We start from the raw sequence: 18,195 nt of genomic DNA on the forward strand, positions 1-18,195 counted from the left end.
ATGTTTTTTAATGTGTACTTTCGATGGGTTGTTATGGTGCAGGTGGCGCGGTTCAAGTTAGTGTGTATAACGAAGCGTTAAGTGGTTTTTAATCCGTGCCTTGGTGTCGTATTTCATCGGGTAATGACGTTTTGTGAGTCCATACAATAGCTGTATTGCTAATAGGTCAAGGGTATTCTCGTGAATACCTGATTTTTCAGACGTGTACTACAGATATAGCGCTGCGTTGCGTGGGATTTTTCTTATTAGTAGCTAGTTCGAGCTAGATATTTGAGATCTGGTGTGCACTTTCGAAAGTGCATGGTTGGTACGTGACTATCCAGGCATAGATACGCCACCCATGAGGGAAGTTGATTCATGCCTTCATGATGCCGGAATGGAGTTCGCATCAAGGGAGTACCTCCCTTGGCATCGCCAACGTGCTGGCCTGGTTGCAGACCAGCGGAAGTCATAGCATCGGCCAAGACATGCTGGCCTGACTCAGGATGCAATGGTCGCGATGTGTTAAGCGCTCATGCACGCACGACCAAGGGCACACGGCTTCTGCTTATTGAGAACGAACCCTGGAAGCGGTCTTAACGGCGCACCGTCGGCACTTCGATCGCCAACGCTGCAGCCCCCAGCGGATGCGTACCCGCATCGAAGAAATGCAGCGCTGTGCCCGCCAGATCACCAAACCGTTCCACAAAGTGCTGTTTCTGATTGATCACCGAAGCCTCGCTCAACGGCCGTATGGCAATCGCAAGATGGCGCGGCCGCGCCTGGCGAATGGCGTCGAGCAGATGCTGGTCGCTGCTGTCCAGATGCTGCCCGAACAGGCATATGCCCTGGCTTTCCTGGGCCAACTGGCCCAGGCACCAGCCCAGGTAGTCCGAGTTGCGAATGGCGCGCAATTTTTCGTCGCTCCGGTCTTCGTTGACGAACAGCGGTACTTCCCCCGGGATGTTCACGGCAAAGCCGTCCAGCAGTTCGGCGCTTTCGGCGCTGCGCTGACGGGTGGTGCCGTCTGGCAGCTTGAGCAGGTGCAGGCCACCGTGCACATGCAGCACGCGCGTCCCTTCGCTGCGGGTGCGGCGTACGTCAAAGAAACCTTGCTCATCGAACAGCGTGGCGAAGCCCTGAGGTGCATGCTGCACTGCCCAAGGCAGGATCAGGTCATAGTTGCTGGTGTAGACACTACGGTAGCTGCGTAAGGCTTGGTTGATGGACGCCAGGGTCGTCACTGGCATCTTTGGCCATGGCAGGTGCACGGTGCGCACGGCGTGGATCAGCGCTTCCTTGATCGAGTAGTAGCGGTTCAGCGGTGCAGTAGAGTTGATCGCCAGCGCCGCATTGGCGCGCACGGTCTGGTTCAGTGTAGTGAGTACCGGTTCGAACAGTTCGGTGCCCAAGGACTTGAACAAGGCTTGGTCGCTGATCGCCAGCCCTTTCTTGCGGCCGGCGCGCTGGGCCTCTTCGAACAGCGAAAAGTAGCCGAATGGTTTCCACAGTACACGGCTGGCGCCGTTGCCCAGTAGCAGGGCTTCGCAGGGGTGGCGGTGGGCGAGTTCCTGCCAGGTGGCGAGGTGGGCGTCTAGTGCGGGCATGATGGGTCCATTCGCTGGAGCGGGAAACGGGGGCGACTTTAGCATGTCATGCAATGTGTGCGAGGGTTGCGCTAGAGCCACGACCAGGTTCGCAGAACGAAAGAGGACTTCAGATGCGCAATTGTTTGATCGGGATGCTGGCCTTGGCAGCGCTGGGGCCGGCCGGCGTGGCATTGGCAATGGACGGCAAGGCCCTCGCCGCAGCCCAAGGCATACCCTACCCGGCAGTGATCGCTCACCGCGGCGCCTCCTATGATGCACCGGAATCCACCAAGCCCGCCTACCTGTTGGCCCGCGAGTTGGGCGCCGACTATCTGGAACTGGACCTGCAGCGCACGCGCGACGGCGTGCTGGTTGTGGTCCACGACGATGAGCTGTCACGTACCAGCGATGTCGCCGAGCGTTTCCCCGAGCGCAAACACAGCCCAGTCAGTGCCTTTACCCTCGCCGAGCTCAAGTCCCTGGACGCCGGCAGCTGGTTCAACGAGGCCTATCCGGCACGTGCACGGGCGTCGTTCGCCAACCTGCCGATCCTCACCCTCGACGAAGTCATCGATATTGCCGAAGGCAACCCGCAGCGCCAGCCCGGGTTGTACATCGAGACCAAGGTGCCCAGCCAGTTTCCCGGTATTGAGCGCCAGCTCAAGGAGCGCTTGAAGGCCCGTGGCTGGCTCGACCGGCCTGGGCGCGTGGTAGTGCAGACATTCGACCGCAACAGCCTGGCGCTGCTGCACGAGACGATGCCGCAGGTACCGAAGATTCTGCTGCTGTGGGTGGGTACCAAGGCCATCGCACCGGCCTCGGGACACGATTTCGCGGGTTCAGGCGAAAGCGACAAGGCCGCTTTTTATGCCCGCCAACAACCCAAGAGCCGGGCTGAATTCCTGCGCTGGCTGGACTTGGCCAAGCAGGGCGGTGCAATTGGAACCGGGCCTTCTGCCAAGCGCGGCAAGCTGGGCGAACAGAGCTACGCCGATCTCATTGAGCCATGGATGAACCAGGCCAGCCATGAGCGTGGGCTGTTGGTGCACGTCTATACGCTCGACGAGGCGCAGGACTTCGACGCAGCCATGAAGGCGGGGGTGGACGGGATCTTCACCAACAGGGCGGGTGCGCTATTGCGCTTTTATGATCGCGCGGCTGAACGTGAGTCGGGTGTGCTGAAAAGGCTGGGGTACTGAGCGTTTGGAGGTGTCAAGCCGGCCGGCTTGGGGGTGATCTTCGCCTCGAGGGCAGCGATGACGTTCTGGAACGCCATGCGGGGGATGCGGAGTGGAGCGGGTAGAGGGAATCGAACCCTCGTCGGAAGCTTGGGAAGCTACTGTTCTACCATTAAACTATACCCGCGTCTGCGCTCGACTTTTTACCAGAACCTGCCTGGAATTAGAAGCCCTCGTTATAAACCGGTGAAAAAAAACTGTCGGCGCCCATAGCCTGCAGGCCATGGCTACAGGGCGCCGATGCACTCATATTGCCCATGCATGCTGCTCTTGGCTGGCATTGTACGCAGTACGTGCCCGCACCTGGCGCACGGTCGGCTTGAGGAAACCGAGCAACGCGCTGCGGGTGGCTTCGCAGGCCGTCTTGTTTTCCATGTCCAGGAAGTGCCCGGCATCCCGGATCACCGTGAAGTGACTGTTGTCGACATGCTTGCCGAACTGGCGAGCGTCTTCGGCTGTGGTGTACTCGTCACGGTCGCCGTTGATGAACAGCACCGGGATGTCGATGTTACGTGCGCCTCGCAGTGCCCGTTCCAGGTCATGCTGCAGTACCTGATTGATGTGGAAGTGCATCTGCGCATATTCATGGCTGTCCAGGCTGCTGACGTGCCGGTAGTTGAAGCGCTTGAACAGCGATGGCAAGTGCTTGCCGATGGTGTCGTTGACCAGGTTGCCGACCTGGTAGCGATCGCAGGCAGCCAGGTACTGGCAACCGCGGTTCAGGTAGTCGCGCATCGGTTCGTTGATCACCGGCGAGAACGAGCTGACCACCGCCTTTTTCACCATACGCGGCTGGTGCGCCAGCGCCAGCAGGGTGCAGGCACCGCCCCAGGAGAACGACATCACGTGGTCGGCCTGGAAGTGCTCGATCAGCTCAAGCAGGATATGCGCCTCGTCTTCCTTGCTGATCAGGCGTTCCTGGCGGTTGTGCGCCTTGGACTTGCCCGAGTAGGGCTGGTCGTACAGCACGACATTGAACTGTGGGTGCAGGTTACGCACCGTCTGGGCGAACGAAGCCGTGGTGGCCAGCGAGCCATTGATCAGGATGATCGTCTTTTCGGCTGCATCCGCGCGATAGAACTCCGTGTAAACCCGATACTGACCTTGGATATCAAGTACAGCGATTTCTGGCCTCATGTCATCGACTCCTGGCGCAAAAAGGGTGTTCGCGTCACCTAGGGTGCACGTTCTTTATGACAGGTAGGCATTTGCCTGAAGGAATTACCGGGCCCTGTGTCGATCCTTGGCACACGTGTCGACGGTATTGTTTTTGGCGGGCAATCTGCCGTGCCCCAAGGCATCGAGGCCTTGGGTAGCCGACAAAAAGATGTCTTGGCGCGCAGCGTGACCGACGAGTCACGCGCGGACCGACGAGTTAGGAGTCAAGCATCGGGTCTGGCATCACGCAAGTGCCGGCTGGATAAAATTGTGACTTTTCTCGCCGGGCGGTCGTACGACGTGTGGGCCGTGCCTGAACCGGTCTAGACCGAGGCGATTTCTGCAGCCGTGAGCGCCCGGAATTCGCCCGGTGCCAAGCCTGGATCGAGCTGTATCGCCCCCATGGTTTCGCGGTGCAGCCCCACAACCTTGTTGTCGAAGTAGCCGAACATGCGCTTGACCTGGTGATAACGCCCTTCAGTGATGGACAGCTGCGCCGTACGCGGGCCAAGGATGTCCAGGTGCGCGGGGAGGGTAGTCAGGTCTTCGAAGGCGAAGTAGAAGCCTGCGCGAAACTTGTCGATGTAGTGCGCGCCGATTTCATCTTCCGTTTCCACCCGATAGCGCTTGGGCAGCTTCGTCGCCGGCTGCGTCAGGCGCCGGGACCACTGGCCGTCGTTGGTCAGGATCATCAGGCCGGTGGTGTTGTAGTCGAGCCGCCCGGCAATGTGCAGGTCCTCGCGCAACGGCGCAGGCAGCAGGTCGAGTACGGTGCGGTGCTGTGGGTCGTGAGTGGCGCTGACGCAGCCGGGCGGTTTGTGCAGCATCAGGTAGCGCGCCGGGCGCCCGGCCTGCAGCAGCTGATCATCCACCTCGATGCGGCTGAACACACGGACTTCGGCCTGCGGGTCGGTTACCGTTTCGCCATCCACCCGCACGCGGCGCTGTACCAGCAGCAAGCGTACTTGCTGGCGGTTGTAGCTGGGCAGGTTGGCAAGGAAGCGGTCGAGGCGCATGGCGTTGAGGTGGTCCAGGGAGGGGCGCGCAGTCTAGCGCTTTTTTGCCTCGATCCGTGCAGGCGCGTCCTCGGCCAGGCCGGCGCCTGCGGCGCAGCGCGGGCACAGGCAGGATTTGTCGCGCAGTTCATCTGGCAGAGCCTGCAGAACTGCAGGGTCGATTGTCACCGCATAGCACCAGCAGGCTGCGGCTGCGGTACGTGGGTCGGCCAGGGTGCACTGGTTGAGGGCGCCACAGGCAGGGCAGTGCTGGCTGTCATTCATACACAAGTCCGGAATTTTCACTGCAGACGCGGTTGCGGCCGGCCTGCTTGGCACGATAAAGCGCACGGTCGGCGCGGGTCAGCAGGGCTTGTAGGGTATCGCCCGGCTGCAGGCCGCTGAGGCCTATGCTGGTGGTCAGGCGCAACGGCTGTTCGTCATGGCTGAAGGTCAGTTGCTCGGTACGCCGACGGATCTTCTCCGCCACGTCGATCGCTTGCCGGCCTTGAGTTTCACGCAGCAGCACGATGAACTCCTCGCCGCCCCAGCGGCACAGTATATCCGACTGGCGCAGGCTGCCCTGGAGCACATTGGCAAACTGGCGCAGCACTTCGTCGCCTGCCAGGTGGCCGTGGTTGTCGTTGAGCGTCTTGAAGTGGTCCAGGTCGATCAACAGCGCCACCAGCGGGGCGCAATCGCGCTGGGCTTGTTGCAAGGCTTTTGCCGCCAGCAGATCGAAGCTGCGCCGGTTGGGCAGCCCGGTAAGGCTGTCGAGCGTGGCCAGGGACTCGATACTGGCCTGATGGCGCCTGAGCATGGCATGCAGCAGCGACACTACCACCAGGCTGATCATCGCGCAGATCGCCAGGTTGAGGTAGAGCGAGTGGCGAATGCGCGCCAAAGCGCCGGCCTCGCGTTTATCCACCAACAGGTACCAGTCAAGTTCGGGCAGGTGCCTTACGTTGAGAAAGTGGCTGTGGCCCTCGCTGTCTTTGTATTCATGGCTGCCCTCGGCGGGTACCGGCTGCTGAGCCTGCAAGGCATCCAGTTCGGGGTTGTCGCGCAGTGGCTGGCCGACCCGCAGGCCATGCGGGCCGCCGTCGGAGCCGGTGAGCAAGATTTTGCCCTTGGCATCGGTGAACAACACCGAACGCTGGTAACGCCGCTGGTAGGTGTCGATCAGCTTGACCACCGTGTCCACGCTCAGGCCCACCCCGGTCGCACCGATGAACCGCTGCTGGTAGTCCAGCACGCGGTAGTTGATGAACACCGTGAGGCTGTCCTGGTTGGCCATGTCCAGGTCGACGTTGATTTCATAGGGTGCTTTCTGGTCGCGCAGGCGGAAATACCAAGCGTCGCGCCAGCTGTCGGGCTCGACCTGCTTGAGCACACCTTTGGCCTGGTAATAGGTCAGGGTGCGGTCGGAGACGAAGAACGAAGTGAAGGTGTCCTGCTTGCCCATGACTTCGCCAAGGAAGCGCGTGATGCGCTGAGTGTCCTGCTCGCCAGCGAGCACCCAGTCACGCAGGAAAGTGTCCTGGGCCATCATCGAGGCGATCAGTACCGGCCGGATGAGGTCTTTCTGGATTTCCGAATAGACCGTGTCGGAGGTCAGCGGCAGTTCAGTGTTGACGATGCCATCGCGGATCGCGCTGCGGGAGGCGAAATAGCTGAGCAGCGAGGTGGCGATGAAACCGCAGGCCAACAGCATCAGGATGGTGAGGATCAGCGAGCGGTGCGCGAACAGAGCGGAACGTGAGGGCATGATCATCCCGTGATGTGTGCCGAGGCGATCATTCTAGTGATAAGCCCGGGAAAAGACTGCAGGTTTATTGGGGGTATCCAAGCTATTTCAAATTATTGCGGAAATGGCACTGCACGATGGCGACAATGTCTTATTCCTTGTCGATGTTCGCTTTGGCGTCGACGCTCGGCAGCGCCGCTGTGCGGGCACCCCAGCGGTCCAGGAGGCCGCCATGTCCTATCGAATTCTGTTGATCGCCCTGTTGGGCCTGATGACAAGCGCGTGCGTGCCCTACCACGAGGGTGGCCGTTATTATCGTACCGATTACTACACCGCTGACCGGTATGTCTCGCCGGGCTATTACCGTCATGACCGCTATTACGTCGCCCCCCAGCCGCGCTACTACTACCAGCCGGCGCCGCGCTACTACCGGCCTGCGCCGGTGCCGCAATACCGTGCGCACCCTCAGCCGGGGGTGAAGCAGTGGCATGGCAACCCGCGTAACGACTATGGCAATCGCCAGCGTTATGACTACGGCCGTGATCGCGACCGGCATGATTACCGCAATGACAGCCGGCGGTATCAGAACGACCGCTGGCACTCCAATGGCCGGGGTGATCGTGATCGCCGTCCGGAGGGTAGGCGCTCAGGTGACCGCAACTGGCAACGGTGAAGGTGTGTCGGGAGGGGCATAGCGGCCCCGGTCAGGCAAGATCTGCCAAGGGATGACGCCCCTCCCATACCTTTTCAAAATGGGCCTCGACCACGGCCGCCGGCACTTGCGCAACATCCGGCCAGTGCCAGCGTGGCTGGTTGTCCTTGTCCAGCAGGCGGGCGCGCACGCCTTCGCTGAATTCGGGGTGACGGCAGCAATTGAGGCTCATGCTGTATTCCATCTGGAACACCTGGGCCAATGACAGATGCCTGGCCCGACGGATCTGTTCCCAGACCAGGTGCGCCGTGAGCGGGCAGCCCTCGTGCAGGCGTTGCCCAGCGGCGGCCAGCAAGGGGTCTTCATGCTGCTTGAGCCCCTCCAGTGCCCGCCACGCGGCCGCCGGGTCGGCAACATCGAGCAGGGCGTCGATCAGCTGGCGCCGCGGCAACCACTGCGCCTGCGGCAGTTCGGCATAGGCACGGTGCTGCTCCGCCTTGAGCAGGCTGTTCAACTGCAGGTCGGTCTGTTCTTGCCAGTTGAGTTGCAACAGCTCTTCGATAAGCCCGTCTTGTTGATGCTCGCCAAAGAATCGGTCCGCCAGGCCCAGGTCGATGGCGTCCCGGGCGTTGATGGGGGCGCCGGTCAGCCCCAGAAACAGCCCAAGCCTGCCCGGCAGGCGCCCAAGAAACCAACTGGCGCCCACGTCGGGGTACAGGCCAATACTTATTTCTGGCATAGCCAGGCGGCTGCTGGGCGTGACGATGCGTACCCCGGCCCCCTGCAACAGCCCCATGCCACCCCCCAGTACATGGCCGTGGCCCCAGCACAGCAACGGCTTGGGGTAGGTGTGCAGGAGATAGTCGAGGCGGTATTCGGCGGCGAAGAAGGTGGCTGCCAGCGGTGGCACGCTGCCAGGGTGGTCGCGGCACGCCTGGGCCAGTGCCCGTACATCGCCGCCGGCGCAAAATGCCTTGGCGCCGTTGCCACGCAGCAATACACAGACTACGCCCGGGTCGCGTGCCCAGTCCTGCAGGTATTCGCCGAGCACTTCGATCATCGGCAGGCTCAGGGCATTGAGCGCCTTGGGCGCGTCCAGTGTGGCAATGCCGATGCGGGCGCCATCGGCGCCGGTAAGTACCTCGCAGTGAATGGTCATGGCTACCTCGTTCAAGTCATCGCTCAAGTATGGCTTGCCTGGGCGATCATGCAGGCCACAGGTCGGACTGATTGACAAGGGCAGATGGCTTACCTAGTGTCGCGCCATTGTTTACGGATGGCCCCATGACTGACGACGATCGCATCAAACTCGAACCCAGCTGGAAAAACGCCCTGCGGGCCGAGTTCGACCAGCCCTACATGCACCAGCTGCGTGAATTCCTGCGCCAAGAGTATGCCGCTGGCAAGGAAATCTACCCACCCGGCCCGATGATCTTCAATGCGCTCAACTCCACCCCGCTCGATCAGGTGAAAGTCGTCATCCTCGGCCAGGACCCGTATCACGGCCCGGGCCAGGCTCACGGCCTGTGCTTCTCGGTGCAGCCGGGTGTGCCGACCCCGCCGTCGTTGGTCAACATCTACAAGGAACTGCAGCGCGACCTGAACATACCCATTGCCAGCCATGGTTACCTGCAGAGCTGGGCCGAGCAGGGGGTGCTGCTGCTCAACACGACCATGACCGTCGAGCGCGCCAATGCCGCTTCGCATGCCAAGAAAGGCTGGGAATTCTTTACCGACCGGATCATCCAGGTGGTCAGCGAGCAGTGTTCGAACGTGGTGTTCCTGCTGTGGGGCGCGCATGCCCAGAGCAAGCAGAAGCTGATCGATGGCACCAAGCATCTGGTATTGAAGTCGGTGCACCCCTCGCCACTGTCGGCGTACCGGGGGTTCCTGGGTTGTGGGCATTTCAGCCGGGCCAATGGCTTCCTCGAACAGCGTGGCCTGGCGCCGATCAACTGGGCGTTGCCGCCGCTTTGAAAGGCAGGGGGCTCTGAGGGGGGAGTGAGCGGCTGCCTGCCTGGGTTGTCGATGCAGCGCTGCATGGCACCGGCTTCGCCGGTGATCGCCGGCAAGCCGGCTCCCACATGGATTGCGCCGGCTTTTAGAAGATGGTTGCCTCCCCCAGTAAAGCGCAGCCCTGAAGAACTGCGCGGTCGCGGTGGGGGTAACTGTTCTTGCTCAACTTCTAAAAGTTGGCGCGGTTGGGGTGGGAGCCGGCTTGCCGGCGATGGGCTGCGCAGCAGCCCGGACCACACTGACTGTCTGGCATCAACCTCAGGACGCCTCCCACAACTGTTGCGTTCGCTTCAGTCCTGGCCTTTCACCCAGCATCTGAACAGCGGTTCGGCCAGAAACAGCACGAACAGCAAGCGCATCACTTGCAACGCGGTCACCAACGGCACCGACAACTGCAACGTCTCTGCGGTCAGGCTCATCTCGGCAATGCCGCCCGGCATCATGCCCAGCGTCAGCGAGCGCAGATCCAGCGCAGTCATCACGCTCAACCCCCAGGCGGCAGCGCCCGCGATCAACATGCACAGCGCGGTGGCGAGCAACGTGCGCAGCAAGAACGACGGCGCTCGGCGGAAGAACGTGCGGCTGAAGTGGCAGGCCAGGCCACTGCCGATCAACCATTGGCCAATCTGGCTGGCACCGTCGGGCAGGGCAATCTGCAGGTTGCCCGCCAGGCTTAGCGTGGCGGCCACCAGCAGCGGCCCGAACAGCCAAGGGTTGGGCTGGCGCAAGCGCTGCCAGGCGAGAGCGACCGCCACACCCAGCGGTGCGATCAGTGCCAGCCAGCCCCAGCTCACACTGGCGGTATGATTGAGCGGCACACCGTCACCGATCAGGAACTTGAACAGCGCCGGTACGCACAGCACCACCGCCAGCACCCGCAGGCTTTGCGCCGCAGCCACCTGGCTGAGCACCGCGCCGTTACGCGCGCCGAGGTTGACCATCTCCCCGGAACCCCCGGGCATGCTGGCAAAAAATGCCGTGGCACGGTCTTCGCCGGTACGCCGCAGCAACCAGACGCCCACCCCGCTGGAAACCGTGGTTAGCAGCGCGGCAAAGAAGATCAGCACGAAATGGCTGGCCACCTGTTCGATCACGGCAGGGGTGAAGTGCAGGCCGATACCCAGGCCGATGATGCATTGGCCGCATTTGCGGCCATTGGGGATTTCCGAAAGTTGCCAGGGCGTCAGGCAGCGCACCAGGATGATCGCCAGCAAGGCGCCGACCATCCAGGGCAAGGGCCAGCCGACCAGGCTGGCGAGATACCCGCCCGCCAGGCCGACCAGCCCTGTCGCCCAGTACAGCGGTAACGACCGATCAGGCATCGGCCATCGCCCGGCGCTGCAGGCTGCGCTTGCGCCAGATACGCAGCAGCGGCAGGCAGAGCATGAACACCACCAGTGCCCAGATGCCCATGCTGATCGAGCTCGACCACAGAATGCCCAGTTCGCCATTGGAAATCGACAGCGCACGGCGCAGGTTCTGCTCCATCAGGCCGCCCAGAATGAAGCCGAGCAGGATGGGCGAGAGCGGGAAGTCCAGCTTGCGCAGGATGTAGCCCATGATGCCGATGCCGACCATCAGGAACAGGTCGAAGGTGGTGGCGTGCACGGCGTATACACCGATCGCGGTGATGATCGCGATTACTGGCACCAGCGCCCAGTTCGGTACGGCGAGGATGCGCGTGAAGATGCGGATCATCGGGATGTTCAGGATCACCAGCATGATGTTGGCGACGAACAGCGAAGCGATCAGCCCCCAGACAATGTCAGGTTGCTGTTCGAACAGCAGGGGGCCGGGGGTGATGTTGTACAGGGTCAGTGCACCGATCATCACCGCCGTGGTGCCCGAGCCGGGAACACCCAGGGTCAGCATCGGCACCAGGGCGCCGCAGCAGGACGCGCCGATGGCCGTTTCCGGGGCAGCCAGGCCACGGGCATCGCCCTTGCCGAACTTGCCACTTTCGCCGGCGATACGCTTCTCGGTCATGTAGGCCACGGCGCTGGCCAGGGTCGCACCCGCACCTGGCAGCACGCCCATGATGAAACCGAGCACGCCACAGCGAACATTGATGACGAACACCGAGGCTGCTTCCTTGAAGTTGAACAGCATGCGCCCCGTGGCTTTGACCGCCTGGTGGCCATGATGAGTCTTCTCCAGCAGCAGCAGGATTTCGCTGATCGAGAACAGGCCCAGCACCAGCACCACGAACTGGATACCGTCGGCAAGGTGCACACTGTCACCGGTGAAGCGGTACACGCCGCTGTTGGCGTCGATGCCCACCGCTGACAGGAACAGGCCGATCAGTGCGGCGATGAAGGTCTTCAGCGGTTTGTCCCCGGCCATGCCGCCCAACGCAACGATGGCGAACACCATCAGCACGAAGTACTCCGCCGGCCCGAAGGCGATCGCCCATTTCGCCAGCAATGGGGCGAACAGCACCATGCCGCAGGTGGCGATGAGTGCGCCGATGAACGAACTCCACGCCGACAGCGACAGGGCAACGCCAGCCAGGCCGTTGCGGGCCATCGGGTAGCCGTCCAGGGTGGTCATCACGGTCGAGGCTTCGCCCGGGATATTCAACAGGATCGAGCTGATCCGCCCGCCGTATTCGCAGCCCAGGTACACCGCTGCCAACAGGATCAGTGCCGACTCTGGGGGCAGGCCGAGGGCGAAGGCGATCGGGATCAGCAACGCCACGCCGTTGATCGGGCCCAGGCCCGGCAGCAGGCCGACCACGGTGCCGATGAGGGTGCCCGAAAGGGCGGTAACCAGGTTGTAGGGGGTCAGGGCAACGCCAAAGCCCTGGCCCAGGTAGCTCAAGGTATCCATCTGTCAGTTCTCCAGTACGCTCAGCAGGCCGAGGGGCAGGGGCACATCCATCACGCGGTCGAACAGCCAGTAGAGGAACAGGCTCATGCCTACCACCACGAGGGTGCTGTGCAGCCAGCGGCCGCCGTACAAGCGCGCCATGGGGATGCCAACCAGGATGGCGCTGAGGATGAAGCCCAAGGCTTCAAAGGTGCTGGCGAAGACCAGCAGCAGGCCGACGCAGACAGCAATCTTGGTCAGGGTCGCGCGGTCCAGCGCAGGCTCGTCGTCCTTGTGCACGATGGGCGTGGGGCGTATGGCGAGATAGAGCAGGCCAAGGCTCATCAGGCCAAGCATCAACAGCGGGTAGGCCCGTGGGCCGACCGGTTCGTAGGAAAAGGCCGCCTGGTAGGGCCAGGCCATCACGGCCAGGACGGCGCACAGCGCCAGCAGAGCCAGGGCGAAGAGGCGTTGCAGGATCATTGGGAATCCTCATTGAGGTTGCAGTGGCCGTGCAGGCCTTTTCGCCGGCTAGCTGGCTCCCTACGCTGTCGCCGTGGGGGCCGGCTTGCCGGTGATGTGGCCAGTACAGGCGCCCAGGCTTACTGAACCAGGCCAAATTCCTTGGCCAGTGCCTTGTAGTCCGCCACTTGCTTCTTCACATAGGTGTCCAGCTCTGCGCCGGTCATTGCGAACGGGAACAGCTCGCGCTGGTCACGCAGCTTGGCGAAGTCTTCAGAGGCAAGCATCTTGTCGAAGGAGTCCTTCCACCAGGCATACTCCTCGTCGCTCACTTTCGGCCCAAGGTAGAAACCGCGCACCACCGGCCAGACGATGTCGTAGCCCTGTTCCTTGGCGGTGGGGATGTTTTTCATCTCCGGCTCGTCGAGGCGGTTTTCCGAGAACACGGCGAGGATGCGCATGTTGCCGCTCTGGATGTGGGGCATGGAGTCGGAGATATCGGTGGAGCCGACCTGGATATGGCCACCGAGCAGCGCAGTGGCAATCTCACCGCCACCTTCAAGGGCCACGTAGCGCAGGTCGCGTGGGTTGATGCCGGCGGCCTTGGCGATCAGGGCTGTCTGCATCCAGTCCTGGCTGCCGACGGTACCGCCAGAGCCGATCACCACCTTGCTCGGGTCTCTCTTCAGCGCTGCGACCAAGTCATCCAGGGTCTTGTAGGGGGAATCGCTTTTCACCGCGATGGCGCCGTAGCTGGTGCCGACCGCCGCCAACCATTTCACGGCATTTTCGTCGAAGCGGCCGAATTTGCCCTGGGCCAGGTTGAGCAAGGAGCCGCTGGACCATGCCACCAAGGTGCCGGCATCCGCTGGGCGCTGCGCTACCACCGCGTTGTAGGCCACTGCGCCGACACCACCTGGCATGTAGGTGACGCGCATCGGTTTGCTGAGGATCTTCTCCTGCACCAGGGCACTTTGCACCAGCTTGCAGGTCAGGTCGAAGCCGCCACCGGGCGAGGCCGGGGCGATGCATTCGGGGCGTTTGGGTTCGGCGGCGATGGCATGGCCGGCCAGCAGCAGGCAGCCGGTAGCCAGGGCGAGGCGGCGCAATGAAAAGGTCATCGTCTATCTCCGTTAGCGTTGTTGTTATGGGTTACCACAGGGCGACGCTGTAGCTCACCAGCAGCCGTACTTCGTCGGCATCGCGGGCGAAATTCGAGCGGAAGGTAGCGTTGCGCAGGCGCACGGCGACGTTTTTCAACGGGCCGCTTTGAACCACGTACTTGAACTCGGTATTACGTTCCCACTCCTTGCCCTCGCTGCCATCGGCGCGGCTGACGTTGTCGCCGTTGATGTAGCGGGTCATGAAGGTCAGGCCCGGGACGCCCAGCGCTGCGAAGTTGTAGTCGTAGCGTACTTGCCACGAGCGCTCGTCGGCCCCGGCGAAGTCGTTGATCTGCACGAAGTTGACCAGGTATGGGTCGGCACCATCGACATAAGGGAAGGCGCTGTCACCTGACAGGTGTTGGTAGGCGGCGCTCACCTTGTGCCCGCCCAAGGCATAGCTGAACATGCCGTTGACGGTGGTGTTGTCGATGCTACCGGCCTTGGCCTGGCCCTGATCGTCGCTCACGGCCAGGCGCAGGTCGGCACCGAAGGTGCCCGGGCCCCAAGGCTGGGTGGCGACCATGCCGAGGAAGTGCTGGCGGTAGATGTCATCGAGCTGAGCGAAGTGGTAGCTGCCGGTGATGCGATCGGTGAACTGGTAGTCGACGCCACCCAGGTCGAGGTTGTCGGCCGAGAACGTGCCGCCGAAGCGGCCGTTCTTGTTGTTCAGGGCCAGGTCTTCCCAGTTGGTGTCGTTGCGATCCTTGGCCTTCTCCAGCCGCCCGCCGGTGAAGGTGAGGTGCTTGATCTCCTTGGAGGTGACCAGGCCGCCCTCGAAGGTTTGCGGCAGGATGCGCCCGTCGTTGGGCTGCAGGGTCGGCAGTTCGGGGATCAGCGAGCCGATTTTCAGTTCGGTCTGGGACACTTTCACTTTGCCGGTCAGGCCGAGTTTGGAGTACTCATCGGCGGCCTTGCCATCATCGTGGGTCGGCAACAGCCCAGAGCCTGCGCGGTCGGGGCTTGAGTCGAGCTTGATGCCGAGCATGCCCAAGGCGTCCAGGCCAAAGCCCACGGTGCCGTCGGTGTAGCCGGACTCAAAGTTGAGCATCAAGCCCTGGGCCCACTCGTCGCGCTTGGACTGCTGCGCACTGGTGCCGTCGCGAAAGTCGCGGTTGAAGTACATGTTGCGGGTTTCGAAGGTTGCCGTGCTGTCTTCGAAGAAGGCGGCCTGGCTCATCGGGGCGACGCCGGCAAGCGCGAAGGCACAAGCGTATGCGTATGGGCGTGCGGGAAGGGAACGGGTAGGCGCGAACGCCTGCGGCTGCGATGACAGCATCGAGGATGACTCCGTTATTGTTCTTATTGGTTGCACCTTGCTGGTGCTTTTTTTCGGCGCATGGGGCGACCGTGGTGCGATGCTAGGTAACGAACCTTTCGCTAACCTTTCAGCCTGAAAGGTTTGTTACGAGGGGCTTCACAGACCGGGCTACAGCGGTACACTCCGCGCCACCGCCCCACCCGAGCAGGGAGAATCCGATGCGTGTGCTGCTGGTCGAAGACCACGTACAACTGGCCGAAAGCGTGGCCCAGGCCCTGAAGAGCCATGGCTTGACCGTGGATGTGCTGCATGACGGCGTGGCCGCCGACCTGGCGCTGGCCAGCGAGGAGTACGCCGTTGCCGTGCTCGACGTGGGCTTGCCGCGCATGGACGGCTTTGAAGTGCTGGCCCGCCTGCGTGGGCGCGGCAAGACCCTGCCGGTGCTGATGCTGACTGCGCGCAGCGATGTGAAGGACCGGGTGCATGGCCTGAACCTGGGCGCCGACGACTACCTGGCCAAACCTTTTGAGCTCACCGAACTGGAAGCACGGGTCAAGGCGCTGCTGCGGCGCAGCGTACTGGGCGGCGAGCGCCAGCAACGCTGCGGTCCGCTGGTGTATGACCTTGATACCCGGCGGTTCACCCTGGGCGAGGACACCTTGACCCTGACCTCCCGTGAACAGAGCGTACTCGAGGCGCTGATCGCCCGGCCCGGCCGGGTGATGAGCAAGGAGCAGTTGGCCGCCCAGGTCTTTGGCCTGGACGAAGAGGCCAGCCCTGACGCCATCGAAATCTACATCCACCGCCTGCGCAAGAAGCTCGACGGCCAGCCGGTGGCCATTGTCACATTCCGCGGCCTCGGCTACCTGCTCGAGCACCGCGATGCGTGACAACGGCAGCCTGCGCGGGCGCTTGCTGGGCAACCTGGCGCTGCTGCTGGTCGTGCTGATGCTGGCCAGCGGCCTGAGCGCCTACTGGAATGGGCGCGAGGCTGCCGATACGGCCTACGACCGGACCTTGCTGGCATCGGCGCGGACCATCGCCGCCGGCCTGTCCCAGCGCGACGGCACCCTCAGCGCGGACGTGCCCTACGTGGCGCTGGACACCTTTGCCTACGACAGTGCCGGGCGCATCTACTACCAGGTGCTGGACATCAACCAGAAACTGATCTCGGGCTACGAGAACCTGCCGCCCCCGCCGCCAGGCACACCGCGTACGGACGATTACCCGGCGCTGGCGCGCTTCTACAACGCCACCTACCTCGGGCAGGACGTGCGCGTGGTCAGCCTGCTCAAGGCTGTGAGCGAGCCGAACATGAACGGCATGGCTGAAATCCGGGTGGCCGAGACCGAGGAGGCGCGGGTGAGCATGGCCCGTGGGCTGATGGCCGACACCCTGCTGCGCCTGGGTATGCTGGCGCTCGGGGCATTGGGGATGGTCTGGTTCGCGGTGAGTGCGGCGCTGCGCCCTCTGGAGCGTCTGCGCAAAGCCGTGGAAGAGCGTCAGCCGGATGACCTGCGCGCGCTGCCGCTGGTACAGGTGCAGCGTGAGCTTGACCCGCTGGTGCGTGCCTTGAATCACTTCACCGAACGCTTGCGAGGGCAGTTCGAGCGCCAGGCGCAATTCATTGCCGAGGCCGCCCACGAACTGCGCACGCCGTTGGCGGCTCTCAAGGCGCGGGTCGAGCTGGGCTTGCGGGCGAAACAGCCCGAACAGTGGCACCAGACGCTGGAGTCTGCCGCCCAAGGCACTGACAGGCTGACCCATCTGGCCAACCAGCTGTTGTCGTTGGCCCGTGTGGAAAATGGCGCCCGGGCAATCGCCGAGGGTGGCGCTCAGCGCCTGGACCTCAGCCAGCTGGCCCGCGAGCTGGGCATGGCCATGGCGCCGCTGGCGCATAAACGCGGTGTGGCCTTGGCGCTGGAGGCCGCGGCGCCGGTGTGGCTCAAAGGTGAGCCGACCTTGCTCAACGAATTGCTCAGCAACCTGATGGACAACGCGCTGGCCCATACCCCGGCGGGCGGTAACGTGATCTTGCGGGTGCTGGCGCCAGCGATACTGGAGGTCGAGGATGATGGCCCCGGTATTCCCGAAGATGAGCGCGAGCGGGTGTTCGAGCGCTTCTATCGACGCAGCGCCCAAGGCACTGGCTTGGGGTTGGCGATCGTCGGTGAGATCTGTCGCGCGCACCTGGCGCAGATCAGTCTGCACGACGGCGAGAAGGGCGGGCTGAAAGTGCGCGTGAGTTTTATCGCTGACTGAGGCCTTGCCTGCGCGGCACCGTTGGCGGGCAAGCCACGGCTAGCGCAGCATGCTGCGCGCTTCCAGCAGCTCGCCAACCTCCAGCTCCGTGCCAAACGGCAACCCCAGGTGGCGATAGGCCGGCAACGCCGCCAGAGGCCGGCTGCGCCCGCGCTGGCTGAGGCAGCGGGCGATCTGCACCACGTCGATGTAGTCGATTTTGTCGGTGCGCCGGTCCAGGTCCTGCACCTGGCTTGGCAGGTTGACCAATTGCTCGGGGAATTCCCATGACGAAAGGATCTTGTCCCCCAGCACAGGCTGGATCTGCTCGATCACGTAGTGCAGGCATACCGGGTCCGAGAGCAGTTCGTTGTGCTCTTCGGCGTAGATCAGTACCGGCAGCGCGCCGATCTGGTTGACCAGGCCGCCGAGGGTAGCCTGGTCAGGCTTGAGGTGGGTGAAGCGGCGGCAGATTTCATAGCTGATGCCCGCCACTTCAAGGCTATTGGCCCAGATATCCCGTAATTTTTGCTCGACTGCCGCTGAGCGTGCGTGGAAGATCTGTTCGATCACCAGGCCGATGGCCAGGTTGCAGCTGTAGTTGATGCCCAGGCGGGTGATGGCCGTATGCAGGTCGGTGACCTCGATCGCCGCCCGCAGCAGGGGGCTGTTCACTACCTTGATCAGGCGGGCGGAGAGGGCCGCATCGCGGCCAATCACCTTGCTCAGGGCAGCAACGCTGATTTCCGTGTCCTCGGCGGCCTCACGGATGCTCAAGGCAACTTCCGGTAGGGTCGGCAGGACCAGGTCATCGTTGGCGATGGCAGCCAGCAACTGTGCTTGAACCATCTCGGCCAGCTTGTTCATTTACTTCTCTACAGCAGGG

17 protein-coding genes and 1 tRNA gene are annotated in these 18,195 nt (G+C 62.8%); 5 read left to right on the forward strand and 13 right to left on the reverse strand.

The annotated features are described in order from the left end of the window. Positions 1-575: 575 nt before the first annotated feature. On the reverse strand, positions 576-1,586 hold the full coding sequence (locus ACIPZH_RS12185; protein WP_400636307.1) for a DUF4917 family protein: 1,011 nt from the start codon (positions 1,584-1,586) through the stop codon (positions 576-578). 113 nt (positions 1,587-1,699) lie between these two features. Between ACIPZH_RS12185 and ACIPZH_RS12190 the strand changes: the two genes are divergently transcribed. Then, positions 1,700-2,767, forward strand: a complete 1,068-nt coding sequence (locus tag ACIPZH_RS12190; RefSeq protein ID WP_400636308.1) for a glycerophosphodiester phosphodiesterase — start codon at positions 1,700-1,702, stop codon at positions 2,765-2,767. 92 nt (positions 2,768-2,859) lie between these two features. Here ACIPZH_RS12190 and ACIPZH_RS12195 read toward each other — a convergent pair. From ACIPZH_RS12195 to ACIPZH_RS12215, 5 genes are all read right to left on the reverse strand, one after another. Further along, positions 2,860-2,933 (reverse strand) — tRNA-Gly (locus tag ACIPZH_RS12195). A gap of 119 nt (positions 2,934-3,052) precedes the next feature. Continuing rightward, entirely contained in the window at positions 3,053-3,943 is an 891-nt protein-coding gene (locus ACIPZH_RS12200) for an alpha/beta fold hydrolase (protein WP_400627736.1), read from the reverse strand. Positions 3,944-4,287: 344 nt separating this feature from the next. Further along, complete coding sequence (locus tag ACIPZH_RS12205) at positions 4,288-4,980, reverse strand: pseudouridine synthase (RefSeq protein ID WP_349976206.1); 693 nt, start codon at positions 4,978-4,980, stop codon at positions 4,288-4,290. 33 nt (positions 4,981-5,013) lie between these two features. Beyond that, the gene (locus ACIPZH_RS12210) at positions 5,014-5,244 is read right to left on the reverse strand and encodes a cysteine-rich CWC family protein (protein ID WP_400627740.1); all 231 of its coding nucleotides are present in this window, start codon (positions 5,242-5,244) and stop codon (positions 5,014-5,016) included. Then, positions 5,237-6,727, reverse strand: coding sequence for a diguanylate cyclase (locus ACIPZH_RS12215; protein WP_400636309.1), 1,491 nt, complete (start codon positions 6,725-6,727; stop codon positions 5,237-5,239). The genes ACIPZH_RS12210 and ACIPZH_RS12215 overlap by 8 nt, the downstream gene beginning before the upstream one ends. Positions 6,728-6,938: 211 nt before the next feature. On the opposite strand from ACIPZH_RS12215, the gene ACIPZH_RS12220 reads away from it, so the two are divergent. Continuing rightward, complete coding sequence (locus ACIPZH_RS12220; protein WP_400636310.1) at positions 6,939-7,379, forward strand: hypothetical protein; 441 nt, start codon at positions 6,939-6,941, stop codon at positions 7,377-7,379. Between the two features lie 31 nt (positions 7,380-7,410). On the opposite strand, the gene ACIPZH_RS12225 is transcribed toward ACIPZH_RS12220, so the two are convergent. Beyond that, entirely contained in the window at positions 7,411-8,517 is a 1,107-nt protein-coding gene (locus tag ACIPZH_RS12225) for an enoyl-CoA hydratase/isomerase family protein (protein WP_400636311.1), read from the reverse strand. Between the two features lie 125 nt (positions 8,518-8,642). On the opposite strand from ACIPZH_RS12225, the gene ung reads away from it, so the two are divergent. After that, positions 8,643-9,335, forward strand: coding sequence for a uracil-DNA glycosylase (gene ung / locus ACIPZH_RS12230; protein WP_241804817.1), 693 nt, complete (start codon positions 8,643-8,645; stop codon positions 9,333-9,335). Between the two features lie 329 nt (positions 9,336-9,664). On the opposite strand, the gene ACIPZH_RS12235 is transcribed toward ung, so the two are convergent. From ACIPZH_RS12235 to ACIPZH_RS12255, 5 genes are all read right to left on the reverse strand, one after another. Further along, complete coding sequence (locus ACIPZH_RS12235; protein WP_241804818.1) at positions 9,665-10,696, reverse strand: AbrB family transcriptional regulator; 1,032 nt, start codon at positions 10,694-10,696, stop codon at positions 9,665-9,667. After that, positions 10,689-12,203, reverse strand: coding sequence for a tripartite tricarboxylate transporter permease (locus ACIPZH_RS12240; protein WP_241804819.1), 1,515 nt, complete (start codon positions 12,201-12,203; stop codon positions 10,689-10,691). Before ACIPZH_RS12240 ends, ACIPZH_RS12235 begins: the two co-directional genes overlap by 8 nt. A gap of 3 nt (positions 12,204-12,206) precedes the next feature. Beyond that, positions 12,207-12,665, reverse strand: a complete 459-nt coding sequence (locus ACIPZH_RS12245; protein ID WP_400627748.1) for a tripartite tricarboxylate transporter TctB family protein — start codon at positions 12,663-12,665, stop codon at positions 12,207-12,209. A gap of 119 nt (positions 12,666-12,784) precedes the next feature. Next, on the reverse strand, positions 12,785-13,765 hold the full coding sequence (locus ACIPZH_RS12250) for a Bug family tripartite tricarboxylate transporter substrate binding protein (RefSeq protein ID WP_400636312.1): 981 nt from the start codon (positions 13,763-13,765) through the stop codon (positions 12,785-12,787). 31 nt (positions 13,766-13,796) lie between these two features. Next, on the reverse strand, positions 13,797-15,086 hold the full coding sequence (locus ACIPZH_RS12255; protein WP_400636313.1) for an OprD family porin: 1,290 nt from the start codon (positions 15,084-15,086) through the stop codon (positions 13,797-13,799). A gap of 200 nt (positions 15,087-15,286) precedes the next feature. Here ACIPZH_RS12255 and ACIPZH_RS12260 point away from each other — a divergent pair, with 200 nt between their 5' ends. After that, complete coding sequence (locus ACIPZH_RS12260) at positions 15,287-15,958, forward strand: response regulator (protein WP_241804823.1); 672 nt, start codon at positions 15,287-15,289, stop codon at positions 15,956-15,958. After that, positions 15,951-17,330 (forward strand): sensor histidine kinase, encoded by a 1,380-nt coding sequence (locus ACIPZH_RS12265; RefSeq protein ID WP_241804824.1) that lies wholly within the window; start codon positions 15,951-15,953, stop codon positions 17,328-17,330. The genes ACIPZH_RS12260 and ACIPZH_RS12265 overlap by 8 nt, the downstream gene beginning before the upstream one ends. 39 nt (positions 17,331-17,369) lie before the next feature. Here the strand turns inward: ACIPZH_RS12265 and ACIPZH_RS12270 are convergent, their stop codons facing one another. Next, a complete protein-coding gene (locus tag ACIPZH_RS12270; protein WP_241804825.1) occupies positions 17,370-18,176 on the reverse strand; it encodes an HDOD domain-containing protein in 807 nt (268 codons plus the stop codon). Between the last annotated feature and the right edge of the window lie 19 nt (positions 18,177-18,195).

Origin of the sequence: Pseudomonas sp. NPDC089758 (assembly GCF_044748705.1) — a bacterium.
Taxonomy (GTDB): Bacteria; Pseudomonadota; Gammaproteobacteria; order Pseudomonadales; family Pseudomonadaceae; genus Aquipseudomonas; species Aquipseudomonas putida_X.

What these genes read in the sequence shown, in the direction of transcription:
- ACIPZH_RS12185 (WP_400636307.1), bottom strand. Translation starts at nt 1,586, where the DNA reads ATGCCCGCACTAGACGCCCACCTCGCCACCTGGCAGGAACTCGCCCAC.
- ACIPZH_RS12190 (WP_400636308.1), top strand. Translation starts at nt 1,700, where the DNA reads ATGCGCAATTGTTTGATCGGGATGCTGGCCTTGGCAGCGCTGGGGCCG.
- ACIPZH_RS12200 (WP_400627736.1), bottom strand. Translation starts at nt 3,943, where the DNA reads ATGAGGCCAGAAATCGCTGTACTTGATATCCAAGGTCAGTATCGGGTT.
- ACIPZH_RS12205 (WP_349976206.1), bottom strand. Translation starts at nt 4,980, where the DNA reads ATGCGCCTCGACCGCTTCCTTGCCAACCTGCCCAGCTACAACCGCCAG.
- ACIPZH_RS12210 (WP_400627740.1), bottom strand. Translation starts at nt 5,244, where the DNA reads ATGAATGACAGCCAGCACTGCCCTGCCTGTGGCGCCCTCAACCAGTGC.
- ACIPZH_RS12215 (WP_400636309.1), bottom strand. Translation starts at nt 6,727, where the DNA reads ATGCCCTCACGTTCCGCTCTGTTCGCGCACCGCTCGCTGATCCTCACC.
- ACIPZH_RS12220 (WP_400636310.1), top strand. Translation starts at nt 6,939, where the DNA reads ATGTCCTATCGAATTCTGTTGATCGCCCTGTTGGGCCTGATGACAAGC.
- ACIPZH_RS12225 (WP_400636311.1), bottom strand. Translation starts at nt 8,517, where the DNA reads ATGACCATTCACTGCGAGGTACTTACCGGCGCCGATGGCGCCCGCATC.
- ung (WP_241804817.1), top strand. Translation starts at nt 8,643, where the DNA reads ATGACTGACGACGATCGCATCAAACTCGAACCCAGCTGGAAAAACGCC.
- ACIPZH_RS12235 (WP_241804818.1), bottom strand. Translation starts at nt 10,696, where the DNA reads ATGCCTGATCGGTCGTTACCGCTGTACTGGGCGACAGGGCTGGTCGGC.
- ACIPZH_RS12240 (WP_241804819.1), bottom strand. Translation starts at nt 12,203, where the DNA reads ATGGATACCTTGAGCTACCTGGGCCAGGGCTTTGGCGTTGCCCTGACC.
- ACIPZH_RS12245 (WP_400627748.1), bottom strand. Translation starts at nt 12,665, where the DNA reads ATGATCCTGCAACGCCTCTTCGCCCTGGCTCTGCTGGCGCTGTGCGCC.
- ACIPZH_RS12250 (WP_400636312.1), bottom strand. Translation starts at nt 13,765, where the DNA reads ATGACCTTTTCATTGCGCCGCCTCGCCCTGGCTACCGGCTGCCTGCTG.
- ACIPZH_RS12255 (WP_400636313.1), bottom strand. Translation starts at nt 15,086, where the DNA reads ATGCTGTCATCGCAGCCGCAGGCGTTCGCGCCTACCCGTTCCCTTCCC.
- ACIPZH_RS12260 (WP_241804823.1), top strand. Translation starts at nt 15,287, where the DNA reads ATGCGTGTGCTGCTGGTCGAAGACCACGTACAACTGGCCGAAAGCGTG.
- ACIPZH_RS12265 (WP_241804824.1), top strand. Translation starts at nt 15,951, where the DNA reads ATGCGTGACAACGGCAGCCTGCGCGGGCGCTTGCTGGGCAACCTGGCG.
- ACIPZH_RS12270 (WP_241804825.1), bottom strand. Translation starts at nt 18,176, where the DNA reads ATGAACAAGCTGGCCGAGATGGTTCAAGCACAGTTGCTGGCTGCCATC.